Annotated in this window: 14 protein-coding genes and 1 tRNA gene; 7 read left to right on the top strand and 8 right to left on the bottom strand. The window is 44.3% G+C overall.

Translation table 11 applies throughout. The features are described from left to right. Positions 1 to 60 precede the first annotated feature (60 nt). On the bottom strand, positions 61 to 1,770 hold the full coding sequence (locus DQQ10_RS08305) for a carbohydrate-binding protein (protein ID WP_112746389.1): 1,710 nt from the start codon (positions 1,768 to 1,770) through the stop codon (positions 61 to 63). Between the two features lie 301 nt (positions 1,771 to 2,071). On the opposite strand from DQQ10_RS08305, the gene DQQ10_RS08300 reads away from it, so the two are divergent. Continuing rightward, a complete protein-coding gene (locus tag DQQ10_RS08300) occupies positions 2,072 to 2,722 on the top strand; it encodes a hypothetical protein (RefSeq protein WP_112746388.1) in 651 nt (216 codons plus the stop codon). An 11-nt stretch (positions 2,723 to 2,733) separates the two neighbouring features. Here the strand turns inward: DQQ10_RS08300 and pth are convergent, their stop codons facing one another. The 6 genes from pth to purL all read right to left on the bottom strand — a co-directional run bounded on the left by pth (position 2,734) and on the right by purL (position 10,175). Next, the gene (gene pth, locus DQQ10_RS08295) at positions 2,734 to 3,294 is read right to left on the bottom strand and encodes an aminoacyl-tRNA hydrolase (protein ID WP_112746387.1); all 561 of its coding nucleotides are present in this window, start codon (positions 3,292 to 3,294) and stop codon (positions 2,734 to 2,736) included. A 427-nt stretch (positions 3,295 to 3,721) separates the two neighbouring features. Beyond that, on the bottom strand, positions 3,722 to 4,375 hold the full coding sequence (locus DQQ10_RS08290) for a 50S ribosomal protein L25/general stress protein Ctc (RefSeq protein ID WP_112746386.1): 654 nt from the start codon (positions 4,373 to 4,375) through the stop codon (positions 3,722 to 3,724). Between the two features lie 29 nt (positions 4,376 to 4,404). Continuing rightward, positions 4,405 to 5,334 (bottom strand): ribose-phosphate pyrophosphokinase, encoded by a 930-nt coding sequence (locus DQQ10_RS08285; RefSeq protein ID WP_112746385.1) that lies wholly within the window; start codon positions 5,332 to 5,334, stop codon positions 4,405 to 4,407. A 103-nt stretch (positions 5,335 to 5,437) separates the two neighbouring features. Continuing rightward, a tRNA-Gln gene (locus DQQ10_RS08280) sits at positions 5,438 to 5,510 on the bottom strand. Positions 5,511 to 5,675: 165 nt separating this feature from the next. Further along, positions 5,676 to 6,254, bottom strand: a complete 579-nt coding sequence (locus DQQ10_RS08275) for a DUF4136 domain-containing protein (protein WP_112746384.1) — start codon at positions 6,252 to 6,254, stop codon at positions 5,676 to 5,678. A 168-nt stretch (positions 6,255 to 6,422) separates the two neighbouring features. Further along, positions 6,423 to 10,175, bottom strand: a complete 3,753-nt coding sequence (purL, locus tag DQQ10_RS08270; protein WP_394341968.1) for a phosphoribosylformylglycinamidine synthase — start codon at positions 10,173 to 10,175, stop codon at positions 6,423 to 6,425. An 83-nt stretch (positions 10,176 to 10,258) separates the two neighbouring features. Here purL and DQQ10_RS08265 point away from each other — a divergent pair, with 83 nt between their 5' ends. Beyond that, positions 10,259 to 10,780: a hypothetical protein gene (locus tag DQQ10_RS08265; protein ID WP_112746382.1), complete on the top strand. Its 522-nt coding sequence runs from the start codon at positions 10,259 to 10,261 to the stop codon at positions 10,778 to 10,780. A gap of 595 nt (positions 10,781 to 11,375) precedes the next feature. On the opposite strand, the gene DQQ10_RS08260 is transcribed toward DQQ10_RS08265, so the two are convergent. Further along, positions 11,376 to 12,170, bottom strand: coding sequence for an alpha/beta fold hydrolase (locus DQQ10_RS08260; RefSeq protein ID WP_112746381.1), 795 nt, complete (start codon positions 12,168 to 12,170; stop codon positions 11,376 to 11,378). A gap of 124 nt (positions 12,171 to 12,294) precedes the next feature. Here DQQ10_RS08260 and DQQ10_RS08255 point away from each other — a divergent pair, with 124 nt between their 5' ends. From DQQ10_RS08255 to DQQ10_RS08235, 5 genes are all read left to right on the top strand, one after another. Continuing rightward, positions 12,295 to 12,849: an RNA polymerase sigma factor gene (locus DQQ10_RS08255; RefSeq protein WP_112746380.1), complete on the top strand. Its 555-nt coding sequence runs from the start codon at positions 12,295 to 12,297 to the stop codon at positions 12,847 to 12,849. Between the two features lie 17 nt (positions 12,850 to 12,866). Continuing rightward, positions 12,867 to 13,214: a hypothetical protein gene (locus tag DQQ10_RS08250; protein WP_185147027.1), complete on the top strand. Its 348-nt coding sequence runs from the start codon at positions 12,867 to 12,869 to the stop codon at positions 13,212 to 13,214. 309 nt (positions 13,215 to 13,523) lie between these two features. Further along, the gene (locus tag DQQ10_RS08245; protein ID WP_112746379.1) at positions 13,524 to 14,156 is read left to right on the top strand and encodes a TetR/AcrR family transcriptional regulator; all 633 of its coding nucleotides are present in this window, start codon (positions 13,524 to 13,526) and stop codon (positions 14,154 to 14,156) included. A gap of 10 nt (positions 14,157 to 14,166) precedes the next feature. Beyond that, positions 14,167 to 15,642: a TolC family protein gene (locus tag DQQ10_RS08240; RefSeq protein ID WP_112746378.1), complete on the top strand. Its 1,476-nt coding sequence runs from the start codon at positions 14,167 to 14,169 to the stop codon at positions 15,640 to 15,642. A 28-nt stretch (positions 15,643 to 15,670) separates the two neighbouring features. Next, on the top strand, positions 15,671 to 16,792 hold the full coding sequence (locus tag DQQ10_RS08235; protein ID WP_112746377.1) for an efflux RND transporter periplasmic adaptor subunit: 1,122 nt from the start codon (positions 15,671 to 15,673) through the stop codon (positions 16,790 to 16,792). Positions 16,793 to 16,815 lie beyond the last annotated feature (23 nt).

Raw genomic sequence — 16,815 nt, 5'->3', positions numbered from 1 at the left:
AATGAAAATAAATGAAGAAGCCCGAGATACCGGGCTTCTTTTGTTATCTGTGACCTATGACTACTTCTTCACGGCGAGCCGCTTGTTCACCACTTTTCCATCTTCAACTGTGGAAACGTAGTAGATGCCTGCGGGTAAAGAGGAGATATCGATCTTTCCGTTTTGCGATTTTGCACGTAAGAACTCTTTGCCACTGGTGCTCATAATTTTTACATCGATGTCTTTGTCGGTAACGATGTTTATTTCATTGCGTGCTGGGTTAGGATAGACATCAAATGACCGCTTGCTGTCGACTGCAATCGCTTCCTCGGGAGCCAATGCGGTGGTTGCCAAACGCGCGGAGCTCAGCCTTGTAATCCGGAACCAATTGATATTCCATCCACCAGTGGAAGCGAAGATGCCGAAATTATAAGTGCCCGCGTTGATGTTCACGGTATGCGATACAGTGGTCCAGTTTTGCCATCCCCCTGTGTTTGGAATACCAACTTGTCCAAGTACAATCGAACCGGCGTTAAGATCCGCCGATAATGTTCCGCCACTTGGACTCGCTACACGATATTCGATTTGATATGATCCTGTCGTCGGAATGTTGATGCTGTTGTAAGCCATCCAATCATTAGCTTCAATGTATCCTACGTTCTGTCCACCACCAGCATCGGTTGTTGTTTCTACTTGCACACCATTCATGGCGCTAAAGTTTTCAGCCTGAATGGTGGTTGAGAATCCGCTGGTAACTTGAGAAACGACAACGGAAGTTGCCTGATCATTGAAGTTATCATCAACTAAACAGGCATCGTCGCCAGTTTTAAGAACAGACGTTCCGGTGAAGTTATCGTTCGCATAAAGTCTGATCTGGTAGCCGCTTTGAACGCGTAGTGACGAGATATAGTCGTTCGCGATGCCGCGTGCCTGAAGTTGTGATAGCGTATAACTTCCTACAGGGAGTGCCGCTGCAAAGCCACCATAATTACAATCCTGATACGCCGTTACAGGACCGGTAGGCGTACCGTTGTTTTGATAAACGCGTACATAGTCTACATACATGTTTGTTGGGAAAGCGTTGTTGTCGATGGTAAAGCCAGGCCAATTTCCGCCCACGGCAAGGTTAAGCAGGAGGAAGAAGTTATTGTGAAATTCACTCGTGCCGTTAACACCATTGGCGATACTGGCCTCGTGGAATTTCACACCGTCTACAAACCATTTGATCAATGAGCCATCCCACTCGATGGTGTAAACGTGAAAGGTTGTGATGTTGTTTGCTGTCGTGTTTCCGGAGTACTGTGCGTAAGTATTGTTGTGATCTTGCCAGTGAATCGTTCCGAATACTTGGTTGCCGGTGTTCACGTGTTCCATAATGTCGATCTCACCGCATGCAGGCCATCCTACCGACGTGATGTTGTCGCCGAGCATCCAGAATGCAGGCCATATTCCTTGGAAAGAAGGCATCGCGATGCGGGCTTCGATCTTACCATACTTCCATGATTTTCTGCCCTGTGTTTTCATTCGTGCAGAAGTATAGTTCATGCCGCCAAAAGATTCGCGTCGTGCTGTGATTACCAATTGGCCATTAGAGACTGTTGCGTTTTCGCGGCGGTAGTACTGTAACTCGTTGTTACCCCAGCCTCCAGAGCCTGTTCCTGTTTCGAATACCCAATCAGAACTGATTCCATTGGTGAATTCATCTTGCCAGACAAGCTGCCAATTTTGAGCCTCCAATGAGCCTGCAGCAAAGAGTGAGACGAGGAGAATAGCGTGTCTAAGTTTTTTCATAGCAGTTCGGGTTTGTGTTTGGTTATTGGTTTAAGTCGCAATCGTTTGCGAATGCTATCGAATTTGCATCATTCATCTCTAGAATGAAAAAATATAGCTACTACAAAAGCTCACATACCGGTACATCACGGGTACGTCAGGAGGAAAAATCCGCTGGATTATTACCCATGCGTAGTTTTACATTTGCATCGACCTTATTAATACCCTCTGCTGTAATTGATCGCTGTAACATCCCTTAGCTGAAAATAAAGGTGGCAAGCGGCAAATTATTTCGTCATCAGTCTACTTTAACTTTGTGCTCATGTTCCCCAGAACCCTCTTGACACTCGTGTTTGTCATTGTAGTCGCGTACGTCCATGCGCAGCAGATACAGGCTAACGACAAACCTCACAATGGTCTCCTTAGCAACGTACCGGCTAAGCGCCAAAATGTTTTGACACGCTTGGTAGAACGGAGTACACCGTTCGTCGTGCTGCAATATCAACAGCAAGGGCGTTATCTTTTAGTGGATATAACGCCTGGACTGAAATACCAGCTTTCTGAAAAACTATCCCTCGGATTAGGCTGGAATCGACGTGTTGCCTTCAACGAATATTATCGCGCGTTTTCTAACATGCCAAGAACATTCGGGCCACGCAGTTTTCTAGCGTATGATATGGGATGGGGATTATCGCCACGCATTGAATGTGAAATGATGAATGCTCCTGTACCACCCATCGTGCAAAAGATAAGATCAGAATTTCACGATCGTCAATGGGTACCCGGCGTTTTTATAGGGGTGGAGAAAGGATGCAAATTATCGAAACACGTCCGTGGCAATCTATTGGTGATGGTGCGCACATTCAATCCGCAAGGCAAGGGTCCATATAACGACGTAATCAATATTCGTTTGGGGGTGGACGTGGTATCTAATACTACTCGTCGTAGCGCGTCGTCGTTGCCCAAGCAGTAGCGACTCGCAGATCAGTTGTTGAAAAGACTCATTGTTTTGGCAGCGCCAGCAAGGCAGAATGACATAATCATTTCATTAGCTTTCTTGATGTGTCCAGGCATTGCGTCAAATTCTTCTTTCGTAAAATTGCTCAATACAAAATCGGCCTGTTGCCCTTTACCAAATTCGTTTCCAATACCGAAACGGAGACGCGAGTATTCTTGCCCACCGAGTATAAGTTCGATGTTTTTTAATCCGTTGTGTCCTGCAGAGCTCCCTTTCGTTCGCAGACGCAAACTTCCATAGGGGAGGGCTAGGTCATCAACAATCACTAAGAGATTCTCTTTTTCAATCTTCAACTCCTGAAGCCAATACGCAACAGCTTTTCCGCTCAAGTTCATGTAAGTGGAAGGTTTGATAAGATGTATTGTTTTGCCCTTGAATTTAAATTCTGTTTTGTCGGCTAGCCGTTGCGTTGTGAACGTAGCCTTGTGTTCATCCGCAAGTTGATCAAGGGTAAGAAACCCGATATTGTGGCGCGTGAGTTCGTATTCAGGGCCGATGTTTCCGAGACCAGCAATCAGGTATTTCATTGAGTAAAGTTCAAAGTTGAAAGTTCAAAGTTGAAAGTTGAAAGTTGAAAGTTCAAAGTTAAAAGTTAAAAGTTCAAGGTCTTTGCTTCAGAATTGTGCAGGTCTTTTTGCTTCGGATTGTTCCGCAGAATTCCGCAAGGAAGTTGAAAGTTCAAAGTTCAAGGTCTTTGCGTCGATTGTTCCGCAAAGCTTCACAAAGAAATGCTCAAAGTTTCGCTAAGTAAATACCGCCAGTGTCTTTACTATTCACCGATAAGCGATAACGAAAAATGCGTTCCTCGGTTCTATTAAGATTTTCCCCGGGTTTAAACCCGGGGAAAATCGGGACCGTTACTCATAACCGTTAACTGATAACCGTTAACTGATAACCGTTAACTAAAAAAGGCCGCTCTTTCGAACAGCCTTTCTCGTATCAGTTGAATAAGAATTACTTCTTACCTTCTTCTTTCTTAGCAGGAGCAGCAGCTTTAGCAGGCTCAGCTTTCTTAGCATCTCCTTCAGCAGGTGCAGCAGCAGCTTCTTCAGCAGCAAGTTTAGCAGCGCGAGGAACTTCTACAGCAGCGATCGTAGCTTGCTTAGGATCGAGGAACTCAAGTCCTTCGATTTTCATATCACCAACTTTAATAGCGTGGTGGAAATCGAGGTGTGATACGTTCACATCGATATGATCAGGCATATCTTTCGGGAAACCGTAAACTTTCAAAGATGCTCTCTTGCGGATAAGTGCACCACCTTTAGCAACACCAGGAGCGTTACCAACAAGACGTGCAGGAATGCTCATCTTGATCTTACGATCTTCGGCGATACGAAGGAAGTCAGCATGAAGAATGATCTCACTTACTGGGTGGAATTGAACTTCTTGAAGAATAGCTTGTCCTTCCACGCCTTCAACGTTAAAGTGTACGAAGTGAGCTTCGTTCGTGTACACTAGATCACGGAAAAGAATCGCAGGAGCGTAGAAATGGATTTGCTCATTTCCACCATAAATAACGCAGGGAACATAGCCTTCAGCACGCAGTCTTTGTGAATCAGACTTGCCGAGATTTGCTCGTTTATACCCTATAATCTCAACAGTTTTCATAATTGTATAAATTTAATTTAGAGTTTCTATTACAGTTTCATGAACAGCGAACTGATCGATTCGTTGTCATGGATTTTTCTGATCGCTTTCGCGAACAGGTTCGATACCGTCAATACTTTGATCTTCGAGCTGTCACCTTTCAAGGGAATGGTGTCCGTTACGACGATCTCTTCAAGTACCGAGTTGTTGATGTTATCGTAAGCTTTTCCGGAGAGTACGCCGTGTGTACAAACTGCTCTCACAGATCTTGCACCTTTCTCTTTCAGTAGCGATGCGGCTTTGCAAATGGTGCCTGCTGTATCAACAAGATCATCTACCAGAATAACATCTTTTCCGTCAACCTCACCGATGAGTCTCATCGATTCGATTTTGTTTGCTTCTTTTCTATGCTTATCGCAGACGGCAAGTTCTGCATCGAAAAACTTTGCAAAACTGCGTGCGCGCTTAATACCACCTACATCGGGAGAAGCGAACATGATGTTGTCTAGTCCTAATGATTTGAGGTATGGAACGAAGATGTAGGCACCATCGAGGTGATCTACTGGAATATCAAAGAATCCTTGGATTTGGTCCGCGTGAAGGTCGCATGTCATGATTCTGGAAGCACCCGCTGCGGAGATCAAGTTTGCATGAAGTTTTGCAGCGATAGCAACCCGCGGTTTGTCTTTTCTGTCTTGACGTGCGTAGCCGAAGTAGGGGATGACCACATTCACGCTTTTTGCACTTGCGCGTCTGCAGGCATCGACCATGAGGAGAAGTTCCATCAAATTATCCGACGGCGGAAAAGTAGATTGGATAAGAAACACCTCATGTCCTCTCACAGAGGTCGCGATAAACGGAGACATTTCACCATCGCTGAATTGCTGGTAGATTACTTCACCTAACGGTTCACCGTAGGCGTTGGCAATTTTATCTGCCAAGTAAGCGGTAGCTCTGCCACTGAAAATTTTTACAGCCATGGGAGTCTTTGTCCTTTTATCCGTAAGAAAGCTTAAAACGATTACGGTCGACTTCTAACGAAAATCCCGATCCCCTTTCATTGGGATCGGGACTTCGTTTTAGTTGTCCGACCAGGGCTCGAACCTGGACTTTCTTGAATCAAAATCAAGCGTGTTGCCAGTTACACCATCGGACAATTTCACCCAAATCAGCATTAGCTGCCTCATTTTGGGATTGCAAAGGTAGAATTATTTTTTGAAAAACGAATTACTGCCTCTAAAAATTCGCCCTTTTTGAGGCAAAAAATAAGGAGTAGGCTGAAATAGCTTACTCCTTAATATTTTCAAGATTTTAATGGCCATTACAGCTCGTTTTCATTCTGCGCAGAAGCCGTATTACCCTCCATAAATCCTTCCGCCCAGAATCGATATTTATCCAGAATCGAAATCACAGCATTTCGCAAATGCCTGCTGTTATTGAAGTCAATCGATCCATACATCGTCGTAGCGTATCCTTGCCAAATCGAACGGTTCTGACGCCTGTCGTAAAACTGGATCAACAGTGTACCCGTCTTTAAGCTGAATTTCTGCGGATCGTAGTCGATCTCTGAATTTTGTGTTTTCACCCATTCTTCAATGTCGGGCTGGTTATAGCCGTTAAATCGAAGACTATCATTAAACATCTTAAATCCGACAATCAAATGAGGGCGATTATCAGACTGTTTGTACCCTAAGAATTTCATCCTGGCAACGATGGATTTTTCAATCACCTCGTTTACCATTGACGAATCCGTTGGGCCCGCCGGTTTCATAATGTCAAAAGTGCGATACCGCTTGAAGTTGCCTTTATAGCTGTAATCGTACTCAACAGGTAGTTCCTTGTAGCCAAGACATGAAGCTAGCAGAACAAGCAACAACAACGCAGGTAGGAGCTTCTTCATAGTAATAGACAGGTTATTAAGCTGATGAATATAAGGGTATTCGAACTGCGGAACAACAAAGGCAATTAACCTTTTGTTTTACATCGATTAAAAAATCGATGCCGGGCGCGCTTACCTCTTAAATATCTACGGAATTAGCCTGCTATACCGATTTCTGCTCAGTGAAAATTATTTTTGGTTTTTTATCCACTCACGGGCGTTAGCGAATGCCTCAATCCATGGTGATATAATGTCTCCTTTGCGCTCAGATGGATAATAGCCCCAATTCCAAGGGAAAAGCGATCTTTCAATGTGCGGCATGATCGCCAAATGGCGCCCATCCTTCGAACACAAAGCGGCAACACCAAAATCAGAATCATTTGGATTGCCCGGGTATTCCGGATGGCTGTACTCTGCTGCAACTTGGAACAACGACTTATCTGCTGGAAGCATGAAGCGTCCTTCTCCGTGAGCAACCCACGCACCCAGTCGTGTGCCTTTTAAACTACCCAGCATTACCGAGTTGTTTTCTGGAATTGTCAAGTTGATGAAGATGGATTCGTACTTGCCAGAACCATTGTGATGCATGCGTGGATGATCTTTGATTTCTGGATAGAGTAATCCGAGTTCCATCGACAATTGACATCCGTTACATACACCGAGACTCAACGTGTCTTTGCGTTTGAAGAAGTTATCAAGGGCTTCTTTTGCTTTCGGATTGTAAAGGAAAGCACCTGCCCAACCTTTCGCAGAACCCAATACGTCGGAGTTTGAGAAACCACCTACGAATACAATGATGTTTACATCTGAAAGATCTTCACGACCAGAAACCAAATCGGTCATGTGCACATCTTTCACGTCGAACCCTGCGAGGTAAAGTGAGTACGCCATCTCGCGGTCGCCGTTCACACCCTTTTCACGAATGATAGCAGCCTTAACGCCTGATGGTGTTCTACGTTTTTGGTCAATGTTGTATGATTCTAACTTGCCGTTAAAAGTTTTCGGAAATGTATAGTCAAGAACTTGGTTCTTGTAGTTGTGAAAACGCTTCTCGGCGTGTGCCTGCGGACGTTGTAAACTATCGAGTAAATACGAAGTGCGGAACCATTGGTCACGAAGCTCATCGATTGCCAACGACAACATTTGCTGCTGATGGTTGATGGTCACTTTGCGCTCGCCCGTAACATGTCCAAGAATTTTGTAATCAACACCTTCTTTTTCAAGCAATGCTTGCAATGCTTTTTCATCGCGAGCCTGAACGATTACGCCAGGATTTTCAGCAAACAAATCTTTTACCAAGTCAGTGCCGAGTACGTTCAAGTTGAGCGTGAGCCCAACATTCGGACGTGCAAAAGTCATTTCGAGCAACGCCGTAATCAATCCGCCTTCGGAGATGTCGTGTCCTGCCCACAAAAGATTTTGTCTCACCGCCTGTTGAATAGCACCGAATGCTTTCGCGAAGTAGGTGTCATCTTTTACAGTAGGTGCATCGTTGCCCAGCAAATTGAGTATTTGAGCAAAGCTGCTACCACCTAATTTTAATTCATCTTTAGAGAAGTCGATGTAGAATATTTTTGATCCTTCTTCCGCTTCGAGTACAGGAGAGATCGTTTTGGTAATGTCTTCTGTTTCGCCAACCGCAGAAATGATTACTGTTCCAGGCGCGTAAACGACTTTTCCATCAGGATATTTTTGCGTCATCGACAACGAATCTTTTCCTGTCGGAATGTTGATGCCGAGATTGATCGCAAAATCACTGACAGCTTGCACGGCATCGTAAAGTCTTGCGTCTTCACCCGGATTACGTGCTGGCCACATCCAGTTTGCACTGAGTGACACACCTTTCAATCCATACGTGAGCGGTGTCCAAACAATATTCGTGAGTGACTCAGCAATGGCAAGTTTACTTCCAGCAGCTGCATTGATTAGCGCAGCGCCAGGAGCGTGACCAATACCAGTCGCCACACCTTTCTTACCAATGTAGTCGAGCGCCATTACCGACACGTTATTCAATGGAAGTTGAATTGGGCCACACGTTTGTTGTGTTGCAACACGACCCGTTACAGAACGATCGACTTTGTTTGTAAGCCAATCTTTACAAGCCACCGCTTCTAGCTGTAATACGTTGGCGATATAGGCTTCAATTTTTGTAACGTCATACGTAACACCTTCGAACGCCGAAGATTTATGAACGTCATTCAATATGGTTTTTGGCGACGATCCAAAAAGATGAGAGAGTTGTAAGTCGACAGGTTTTTGAGCTTGGCCAGCTTTTTCGAAAATAAGTTTCTTATCACCGGTAGCTTCGCCGACAACATAGAAAGGTGCGCGTTCGCGTTCTGAAACTTTTTGAAGTGTATCAAGATCTTTCGCTTTTATCGCGAGGCCGATTCTTTCTTGTGATTCGTTGCTGATGATCTCTTTATCTGACAGCGTCGGATCTCCTACAGGAAGTTTGTCGATGTGAATCGTACCGCCTGGTTCTTCTAAGAGTTCAGACAAGCAGTTCAAATGTCCGCCGGCACCGTGATCGTGAATTGAAACGATAGGATTGTTATTCGATTCGACCATTGCGCGAATAGCATTCATGACACGTTTCTGCATCTCTGGATTCGAACGTTGAATAGCGTTCAGTTCAATCGCATTTCCGTACTGGCCAGTAGCGACGGATGATACCGCACTTCCGCCCATTCCGATGCGATAGTTATCGCCACCGAGAAGTACAATTTTATCGCCAGCTTCTAATTGTTCTTTCTTGCTATCCTTTTCTTTTCCGTATCCAACACCACCGGCAAGCATGATTACTTTATCGAAACCATATTGTTTGCCATCTTCGAAATGTTCGAACGTAAGAAGACTTCCGCCGATGAGTGGCTGACCAAATTTATTTCCGAAATCAGAAGCACCATCAGAAGCTTTGATGAGAATTTCTTCCGGTGTTTGATAGAGCCATTTTCTTGCTTCGAATTTCTTTTCCCATTCACGACCGCCTTTTAAGCGCGGATAGGACGTGATATAAACCGCCGTTCCTGCCAGTGGGAGGGAACCCTTTCCGCCAGCAAGCCTGTCGCGAATTTCTCCACCTGAGCCGGTAGCCGCACCGTTGAAAGGCTCTACCGTTGTAGGGAAGTTGTGTGTTTCTGCTTTCAACGAAATAACGGAGTCTACATCTTCGATCGTAAAGAAATCAGCGACGTCCTGACGCGCAGGAGCAAACTGTTCAATACGCGGACCCTTGATGAAAGCAACGTTATCTTTATACGCCGATACGATGTAGTTCGGATTGGCTTTCGAGGTATTCTTAATGAGTTGGAAAAGCGTCGATGTCTTCTCTTGACCATCGATGATGAACGTCCCGTTGAAAATTTTATGACGGCAGTGTTCTGAATTCACCTGCGAGAATCCAAACACCTCGCTATCGGTGAGCGGTCTTCCCAGTTGCTTACTAACTTCTTGCAAGTAATCAACTTCTACCTGACTAAGCGCAAGACCTTCTTGTTGGTTGAAAGAACTGATATCCGTTACTTCTTTGATCGACTCAACCTGATGATGAATGGTGAACAGATCTTGATCGAGACCCTTATAAAGGAATTGGAGCATGCGGTCGAAACGAATGTTTTCGGTAGCATCAAAAAACTCTTCAATGCGCTGAATACCTGCAATGCCCATGTTCTGGGTAATCTCCACGGCATTGGTGCTCCACGGTGTAATCATTTCCTTTCTCGGACCAATGAATTCTCCCGGTAAACGGTCCTCGGAGACCAACTCGGCACCGGCAAAGAGCCAGGTAAGTTTTTGAACATCAGTTTTTTGCAATGGCTGTACCGTACCAACGGCGTAGGTGACCTTGGCTTTCGAGCGGAAGAATAAAATCATGTTGGAGATTTGACGCTTTAAAGATTCGGCAAAATTAACAGGTTCTATGGTATTTAGGGATTCCAGCCAATCTTTTTTACGCACGGTTTTCAAAAGCGCTGGTTGCTTTATTTTTTTCTATCTTTCACGGTCATTTTAACCCTTACCCGATGAGTCGTCTCTTTTATGCTGTTGTATTAACGATATCGATTGTTCTCCCAGCAAAAGCACAAGAGGTTGTAGGCGATGACCGTGTGAGTGGAAATGTAGGAGCAGGCATTGGCTTAGAGTACGGCGGAATTGGAATTCGTGTGAGCGGACCGATAGCCAAACATTTTGCACTCTTTGGCGGCGTTGGCCATAATACCCTCGATATCGCACTTGCTGGTGGATTAAGTTACGAACCTTTGCTGAAAGGAACCATTCGACCTGAAGTGATCGCTATGGTAGGTGCCAATAATGTGGTCACTGATGCCGGTGATTTTCATCCGCGGTATGAACGCACTTATTACGGAGCATCGGTCGGTGCCGGTATACACTACTACGTCGGGTCAAACGATAATTTTATCAACATCAAAGCAGTTTATCCAATCGCTACCTTTCATTACAAAGAAGTGATGGACGATGCTGTCGGTGTGAAATCAATTCCGTTTTATTTCAGCGTCGGGTTTCACCTCGACTTGGGTGACTAATGCTTTGCAGCCGTTGTCCAATCATCCTGGCTTCATCCTCTAGAGAAGCTATAGATGTTCTTTCATTTTCTCCAGATGTTCTCCATACGCGTCCAGTACTTCTTTCATTAATCTATAGATGTTTATTCATTCGCCTACAGATGATCTATCATAAATTTCCATACTTGGTTCATTTTTCTATCATCGCGCGTTCATTGTTCTATCATTAATACGCGTGTTTCTCCATACATTCTCTCATTGTGCACCCATTATTCTCCCTATCGCTCCAGTAAAACCCTAGTGTTTGTTTCATAGAATGCGTCGTTTATGAAGCAAATAGACCGGCTTCATTGGAGAATGACTGAAGGATCGTGGTAGGTTGTTAGGAAGCTGCGAGTTGCGAGCTACGAGTTGCGAGAGATGCCGTAGGGTGAAAGGAGTGGCTCGGGCCACACAAAAAGGTGCAATACTTTGTTAGAAAGCTGCGAGTTGCGAGCAATGCCTTTAGGGTTAAAGGAGTGGCTCGGGTTATATAAAAAGTTGCAATAGCTTGTTAGAAAGCTGCGATTAGCTGAGGCAGTAGCTACTTTAAGCTTTCTGCTTTCTGCTTTACGCTTTACGCTTTACGCTCTCCGCTCAGCTTCCAAGATTTGAGCAGTCCGTTATGTCCCGTAGGCAAGATGATTAACTGTGGATTACGTAAATGCCTTGTCAGGCGACGCATACTTTTTACTTTAATGACGCGGTCGAATTTACCCACGATTATTTGTGTATCGATGTTTCTCGAGTTGATCACCTGCGCAATTTTTTTCATGTCGAAAGTAAGGTGCCGAAATACCACCCACGAATAGTATACACGTTCGCGTTGTTCTTCTGTATTCATTTGGCTGGCAGCGAATCGGATTAACAATTGATCGATCAACCCCATCTGACGAAGGAAATTGGCGACCGAAAAGAACAACTGAGGTTTAGTGATCATGCGCTTGAAAATCTTCCGTAAGAGAAACGGATACGTCGCTGCGCCGTACCAGAAACTGGGTTTAATTCCATCCGATGCCAGCAGGTAAAGGTGTTGTATGCGATCCGGAAAACTTTCGATCATGGCGAGTGCTAACTTTCCGCCGAGACTAAATCCGCCAACATCAAATTGATCGATTTGATTTTCTTTGAGAAACTGTGCGATGATCGCCTCCCACGCTGATTTTTCGATAGGCTTTTCGCCTTCCTTCCAAACACTATTGCCATGAAAATAAAGATCAAACAGGTAGCAGGTGTGCGTACGTTGAAGCGCTTCGGCAAGCGGGAGAAATACTTCGTGGGTTTGACCAAAACCATGAAATAACAATAGCGGGCGTGGGCCATGGCCATGTTTATGGTAAAAGAGTTGAGAGCCATGAAGCGCCGTAATCATAACGAATTCAAAGATTAAAAGAAGTTATTAAACGACCTTGCACGATAAGCGCTACTTTTTTTGTTTTCTTTAAAATAAAAAGACACCTGTCGTCGTCTCTACCATTAAAATAGGCGAAACGGCGATGGACCTGGCCATGCAAATAAAAGAACAGACATTCCTCAAGGAGAAGGACCGGCTGCTGAGCTTCATCCGCAACCGTGTGAATACCGTGGAGGAAGCGGAAGACATTCTCCAGGATGTGTTTTTTCAATTTGTCTCCGGTTTTGAAACCATTGAATCCATCGATCGCGTCACCTCATGGTTATTTTCTGTAGCGCGGAATAAAATAATAGACCGCTATAGAAGAGAGTCAACGCGACCTAAGCGCGCAGATTTTGGTGGACAAGCAGGGAAGGAGGAAGATGCGCCGCTGACATTGCAGGAGATACTGCCAGACTTCGGTAACACACCAGAAGATTCTTATTTGAGAGAAACAATCTGGGATTCGATCATGGACGCACTTGATGAGCTGCCTGCTGAGCAACGTGAAATTTTTGTGCTGAATGAAATTGAAGAGAAGGGCTTCCGTGAAATTTCGGAGGAGACCGGCGTATCAATCAACACGCTGTTGTCGCGAAAGCGTTATGCGATATTAGCGCTTCGGAAAAAATTACAACGACTTTATAACGATATATAATAGTAGACAGATCCGCTATGAAAGGATGGTATATTTTGAAATGTGTAGTGATGGGGATCATCTTCGTTGCCTTGATCGTTTGGGCAACGATGTGGTTATGGAACTGGCTTGTGCCAGTGTTGTTCAACGGTCCGCACATTACGTATTGGCAAGCATTAGGTCTTCTCGCCCTCACCAAAATCCTGTTCTGGGGATTTGGCGGGAAGCATCATCATTACCGAGATGGAGATCATCCTTGGAAAAGCAAGTTTGAAAAGTTCTCAAACATGACACCAGAAGAACGCGCAGCGATGAAACTGAAAATGAAGCAGAAGTGGTGTAGCTGGGAGAAAACGAAGCCCGACGATAACACGCCAACCTCGTAAATCGGGTTGCAGGTTTCCAGTTACCGGTTGTCAGTGTGAATCGGTAAAAGCCGGCCAACCGGAAACCGGAAACCGGAAACTGGTAACTGTAACTGGTAACGGAAACCGGCAAACTGGTACCTGGCCAACCGGAAACTGGAAACTGGTAACACTCAAACCGGAAACTGGCCAACTGGTAAACTGGCCAACCGGAAACCGGGCAAATCCTAAAAAATAATCGAAAAAAGGCCAACCAATGCCAAAAAAGGGCGTTAAAGGAAACGTTGGAAACTTTTGTAATGTTAAAAGTTTCCGTAGTTTTGCGACCCTATGGAAGAATTGGATACCAAAGAGAAAATATTAAGAGGTGCGGAGAGCCTTTTTATGCGATATGGTGTACGGAGCATTTCCATGGATGATATTGCTCGACATCTATCGGTTTCAAAGAAGACGCTCTACCAACACTTTGCAGATAAGGAAGATATTGTAACGATGGTGGCACGGGGCCACATGGAACGTAGTCAAGCGGAGTTCGAGGCAATCAGGGTGAGTTCAGAAAATGCGATTGACGAGTTAGCGCGAATATCTGTAGCCATGAAGAAGCACATGGAGGAAATGAATCCAACATTGCTGTTCGATCTTCAAAAGTATCATCCGAGAGCGTGGGGCGCATGGAACGATTACAAAGTGAAGTTCATCGCTGACTCGGTGCAGCGGAATTTACAACAGGGCATTGATGAAGGACATTTTCGCGCCGAGATCAACCCCGAGATTATCAGCATCGTGCGGGTCGCTTTAGTGGAGTTGGCGTTTGATGATCGCACGTTTCCCCAACACAGATTTAAACTTTCAGAAGTTCAGATGCAGATCTTCGAACACTTTGTTCATGGCATCTTAACGGAGAAGGGAAAAAAACAATATCAGAAGTATAAAGAGAATTTAATTGTAACAATCACGCGATAACTAACCTACTATGAAACGAGTCTATCAGATTATTTTACTACTACTATTAATAACCCCGTTGTGGACGCATGCGCAGACGGATTCAACATCGTCTTTTTCTTTGGATGATTGTATCAAGTATGCGTTGGAGAATTCTGTTGACGTGAAGAATGCAAAAATAGAAGAGCAGATTTCACAAGCGAAGGTAAGAGAGACAACAGGTATGGGACTTCCACAGATTGATGGAACGGTGAATGTTACGCATAATCCTAAATTACCACGCATGTTTATGGAGTATCCCGGTTTTTTTGCTCAGCAACCGACTCCGGAAAACCCCAATCCACCACCAGCAACGCCAGGGATTGAGGACGGCGAGGTGTTTGCTATGCCGAATCTTTTTCAATTGAAAAGTAGCGGTGACGCTGGGATCAATGCCACGCAATTACTGTTTAGCAGCACGTATCTTGTTGGATTAAGGGCTGCGAAAACGTATAAAGAATTGTCGTACAAAACGACTGAGCAAACCAAGATACAAACCGTTGAAAATGTAACGAAAGCTTATTACGGTGTCTTAATCAATAATGAACGTGTTGCTCTTTTTGATAATAATATTGGAAGGGTGGATTCATTGTTGAAGACCACCAAAGCGCTTAATCAAAACGGGTTTGCAGAGGAGATTGACGTTGATAGAATTCAGGTTACGCTCAATAATTTGAAGATTGAAAAGTTGAAGTTTCAGAATTTACAGAACCTCAGTTTGGCCCTTTTGAAGTTTCAAATGAATTATCCCATGGATCAACAGTTGGCGATTGATGGTGATTTAACCGCGATTGAAGTAAATGAAGAAACGCTCAACCAATATGTTTCTGGGTGGGATTTCAAGAACAGAATTGAATACAGATTGTTGGAAACGCAACGTGATCTTCAAAAACTCAATATCAAAAGGATGTATTCTAATGGTTTGCCTACTTTAAGCGCCTTCGTGGGAGCGGGATATCAAACAGGATCAAAAAACATCGCCGGGTTATTTAAAACTGAAAGTAGTTTTACAGAAACTCCGGATATGGGTGTTGACAAATGGTATCCATATACGAGATTCGGTCTGAACCTCAGCATTCCAATTTTCAGTGGCATGCAACGAACATACAAGATTCAGCAAGAGAAATTAGCATTGAAGAAGATTGAAAATAATTTCCAATCACTTCAACGTTCATTTGATCTGAACATTCAGCAGAACTCAATAACTTTTGAAAATGCATTGGAGTCATTGAAGTCTCAAAAAGAAAATCTCACGCTTGCGGACAAAGTAGCACGCGTTACAAAAATCAAATACGAGCAAGGTGTAGGCTCTAACATCGAAGTGATTGATGCAGAAAGCAGTCTTCGTGAATCACAAGTGAATTACTACAATGCACTCTATGACGCGATCATTGCGAAAGTAGATCTCGATAAAGCGTTTGCTAAGATCAATCCTGCGAATTACTCAACAACCGACACCCAAAAATAACACCCTATTAACAACGAAAATACTACCTATGAAACGTACTGCATATAACCATCTTTCTGTTATCGCACTGGTCGCGTTGCTTGCGGCATGTGCTCCTGATAAAAAAGAGAAGCTTAAGGAATTGAAAACCAAGCAAGCTGAACTCAACAAGGAGATCGTTGCCCTGGAAAAAGAAATTGAGGCAGAAAACCCAGACAGTGCTGATGCAAAAGTGAAGAAGAAAGAAGTATCCATCACAGAAGTAGCACCCAAACCTTTCGATCATTATATCCAGACACAAGGAAGAGTTGAAGCGGAGAACAATGTTGCCGTTACGGCGCAGTCTCCTGGTGTTGTTACACAAGTTTATGTGAAAGAAGGACAGCAGGTAAGCAAAGGCCAGGTGTTGGCGCAAACTGAAAATTCGATGATCATTCAGGGTATCGAAGCGCAGAAAGCTCAACTTGATTTGGCAACAGCAGTGTTCCAGCGTCAGAAAAATCTGTGGGATCAGAAGATCGGAACAGAAGTTCAGTTCCTTCAGGCGAAGTCAAACAAAGAAGCATTGGAGAGACAAATCGCTTCACAGCAACAGCAACTGGAGATGACGAAAATCAAATCACCGATCGCCGGTACAGTTGATCAGGTTGTTGCAAAAGCTGGTGAAGCTGTATCACCAGGGATGCCTGCATTCCGTGTGGTGAATGTTTCCGATTTGAAAGTTGTCGCTGAAATTTCTGAAGCGTATATCAACCAGGTAAAATTAGGCAACAAGGTAATCGTACAGATTCCTGAACTGAAAAAGGACATTACCTCTAAAGTCACCTTCGTTGGTAAAACAATCAATTCTCTTTCACGCACTTTCACAGTTGAAGTGAAACTCGACTCACGCAGCGAGTTCCGTCCGAACATGACAGGTGTGATCAAACTCGTGTATCAAACAGCACAGGACGCCATTACTATTCCGGTAAGTGTTGTTCAGGAAATCAAAGGTGAGAAAGTCGTATACATCGCTGAGACGAATGGAAAGCAAACTGTAGCCCGCAAGAAAGTAGTTACAGTAGATGGTGTGTTTAATGGTGTAGCCCAGGTTCAGGGTCTTGGTTCAGGTGATAAAGTAATCACCTTTGGATATCAGGGTCTCAACGATGGCGAGTTCATCAAAATCTAAAAAGCGATAACCCTAATCGAACT

This window comes from Pseudochryseolinea flava (genome assembly GCF_003286915.1).
In the GTDB taxonomy this organism is placed as follows: domain Bacteria; phylum Bacteroidota; class Bacteroidia; order Cytophagales; family Cyclobacteriaceae; genus Ohtaekwangia; species Ohtaekwangia flava.
This window is presented reverse-complemented; position numbering and strand designations above follow the sequence as displayed.

What these genes read in the sequence shown, in the direction of transcription:
- DQQ10_RS08305 (WP_112746389.1), bottom strand. Translation starts at nt 1,770, where the DNA reads ATGAAAAAACTTAGACACGCTATTCTCCTCGTCTCACTCTTTGCTGCA.
- DQQ10_RS08300 (WP_112746388.1), top strand. Translation starts at nt 2,072, where the DNA reads ATGTTCCCCAGAACCCTCTTGACACTCGTGTTTGTCATTGTAGTCGCG.
- pth (WP_112746387.1), bottom strand. Translation starts at nt 3,294, where the DNA reads ATGAAATACCTGATTGCTGGTCTCGGAAACATCGGCCCTGAATACGAA.
- DQQ10_RS08290 (WP_112746386.1), bottom strand. Translation starts at nt 4,375, where the DNA reads ATGAAAACTGTTGAGATTATAGGGTATAAACGAGCAAATCTCGGCAAG.
- DQQ10_RS08285 (WP_112746385.1), bottom strand. Translation starts at nt 5,334, where the DNA reads ATGGCTGTAAAAATTTTCAGTGGCAGAGCTACCGCTTACTTGGCAGAT.
- DQQ10_RS08275 (WP_112746384.1), bottom strand. Translation starts at nt 6,254, where the DNA reads ATGAAGAAGCTCCTACCTGCGTTGTTGTTGCTTGTTCTGCTAGCTTCA.
- DQQ10_RS08265 (WP_112746382.1), top strand. Translation starts at nt 10,259, where the DNA reads ATGAGTCGTCTCTTTTATGCTGTTGTATTAACGATATCGATTGTTCTC.
- DQQ10_RS08260 (WP_112746381.1), bottom strand. Translation starts at nt 12,170, where the DNA reads ATGATTACGGCGCTTCATGGCTCTCAACTCTTTTACCATAAACATGGC.
- DQQ10_RS08255 (WP_112746380.1), top strand. Translation starts at nt 12,295, where the DNA reads ATGGACCTGGCCATGCAAATAAAAGAACAGACATTCCTCAAGGAGAAG.
- DQQ10_RS08250 (WP_185147027.1), top strand. Translation starts at nt 12,867, where the DNA reads ATGAAAGGATGGTATATTTTGAAATGTGTAGTGATGGGGATCATCTTC.
- DQQ10_RS08245 (WP_112746379.1), top strand. Translation starts at nt 13,524, where the DNA reads ATGGAAGAATTGGATACCAAAGAGAAAATATTAAGAGGTGCGGAGAGC.
- DQQ10_RS08240 (WP_112746378.1), top strand. Translation starts at nt 14,167, where the DNA reads ATGAAACGAGTCTATCAGATTATTTTACTACTACTATTAATAACCCCG.
- DQQ10_RS08235 (WP_112746377.1), top strand. Translation starts at nt 15,671, where the DNA reads ATGAAACGTACTGCATATAACCATCTTTCTGTTATCGCACTGGTCGCG.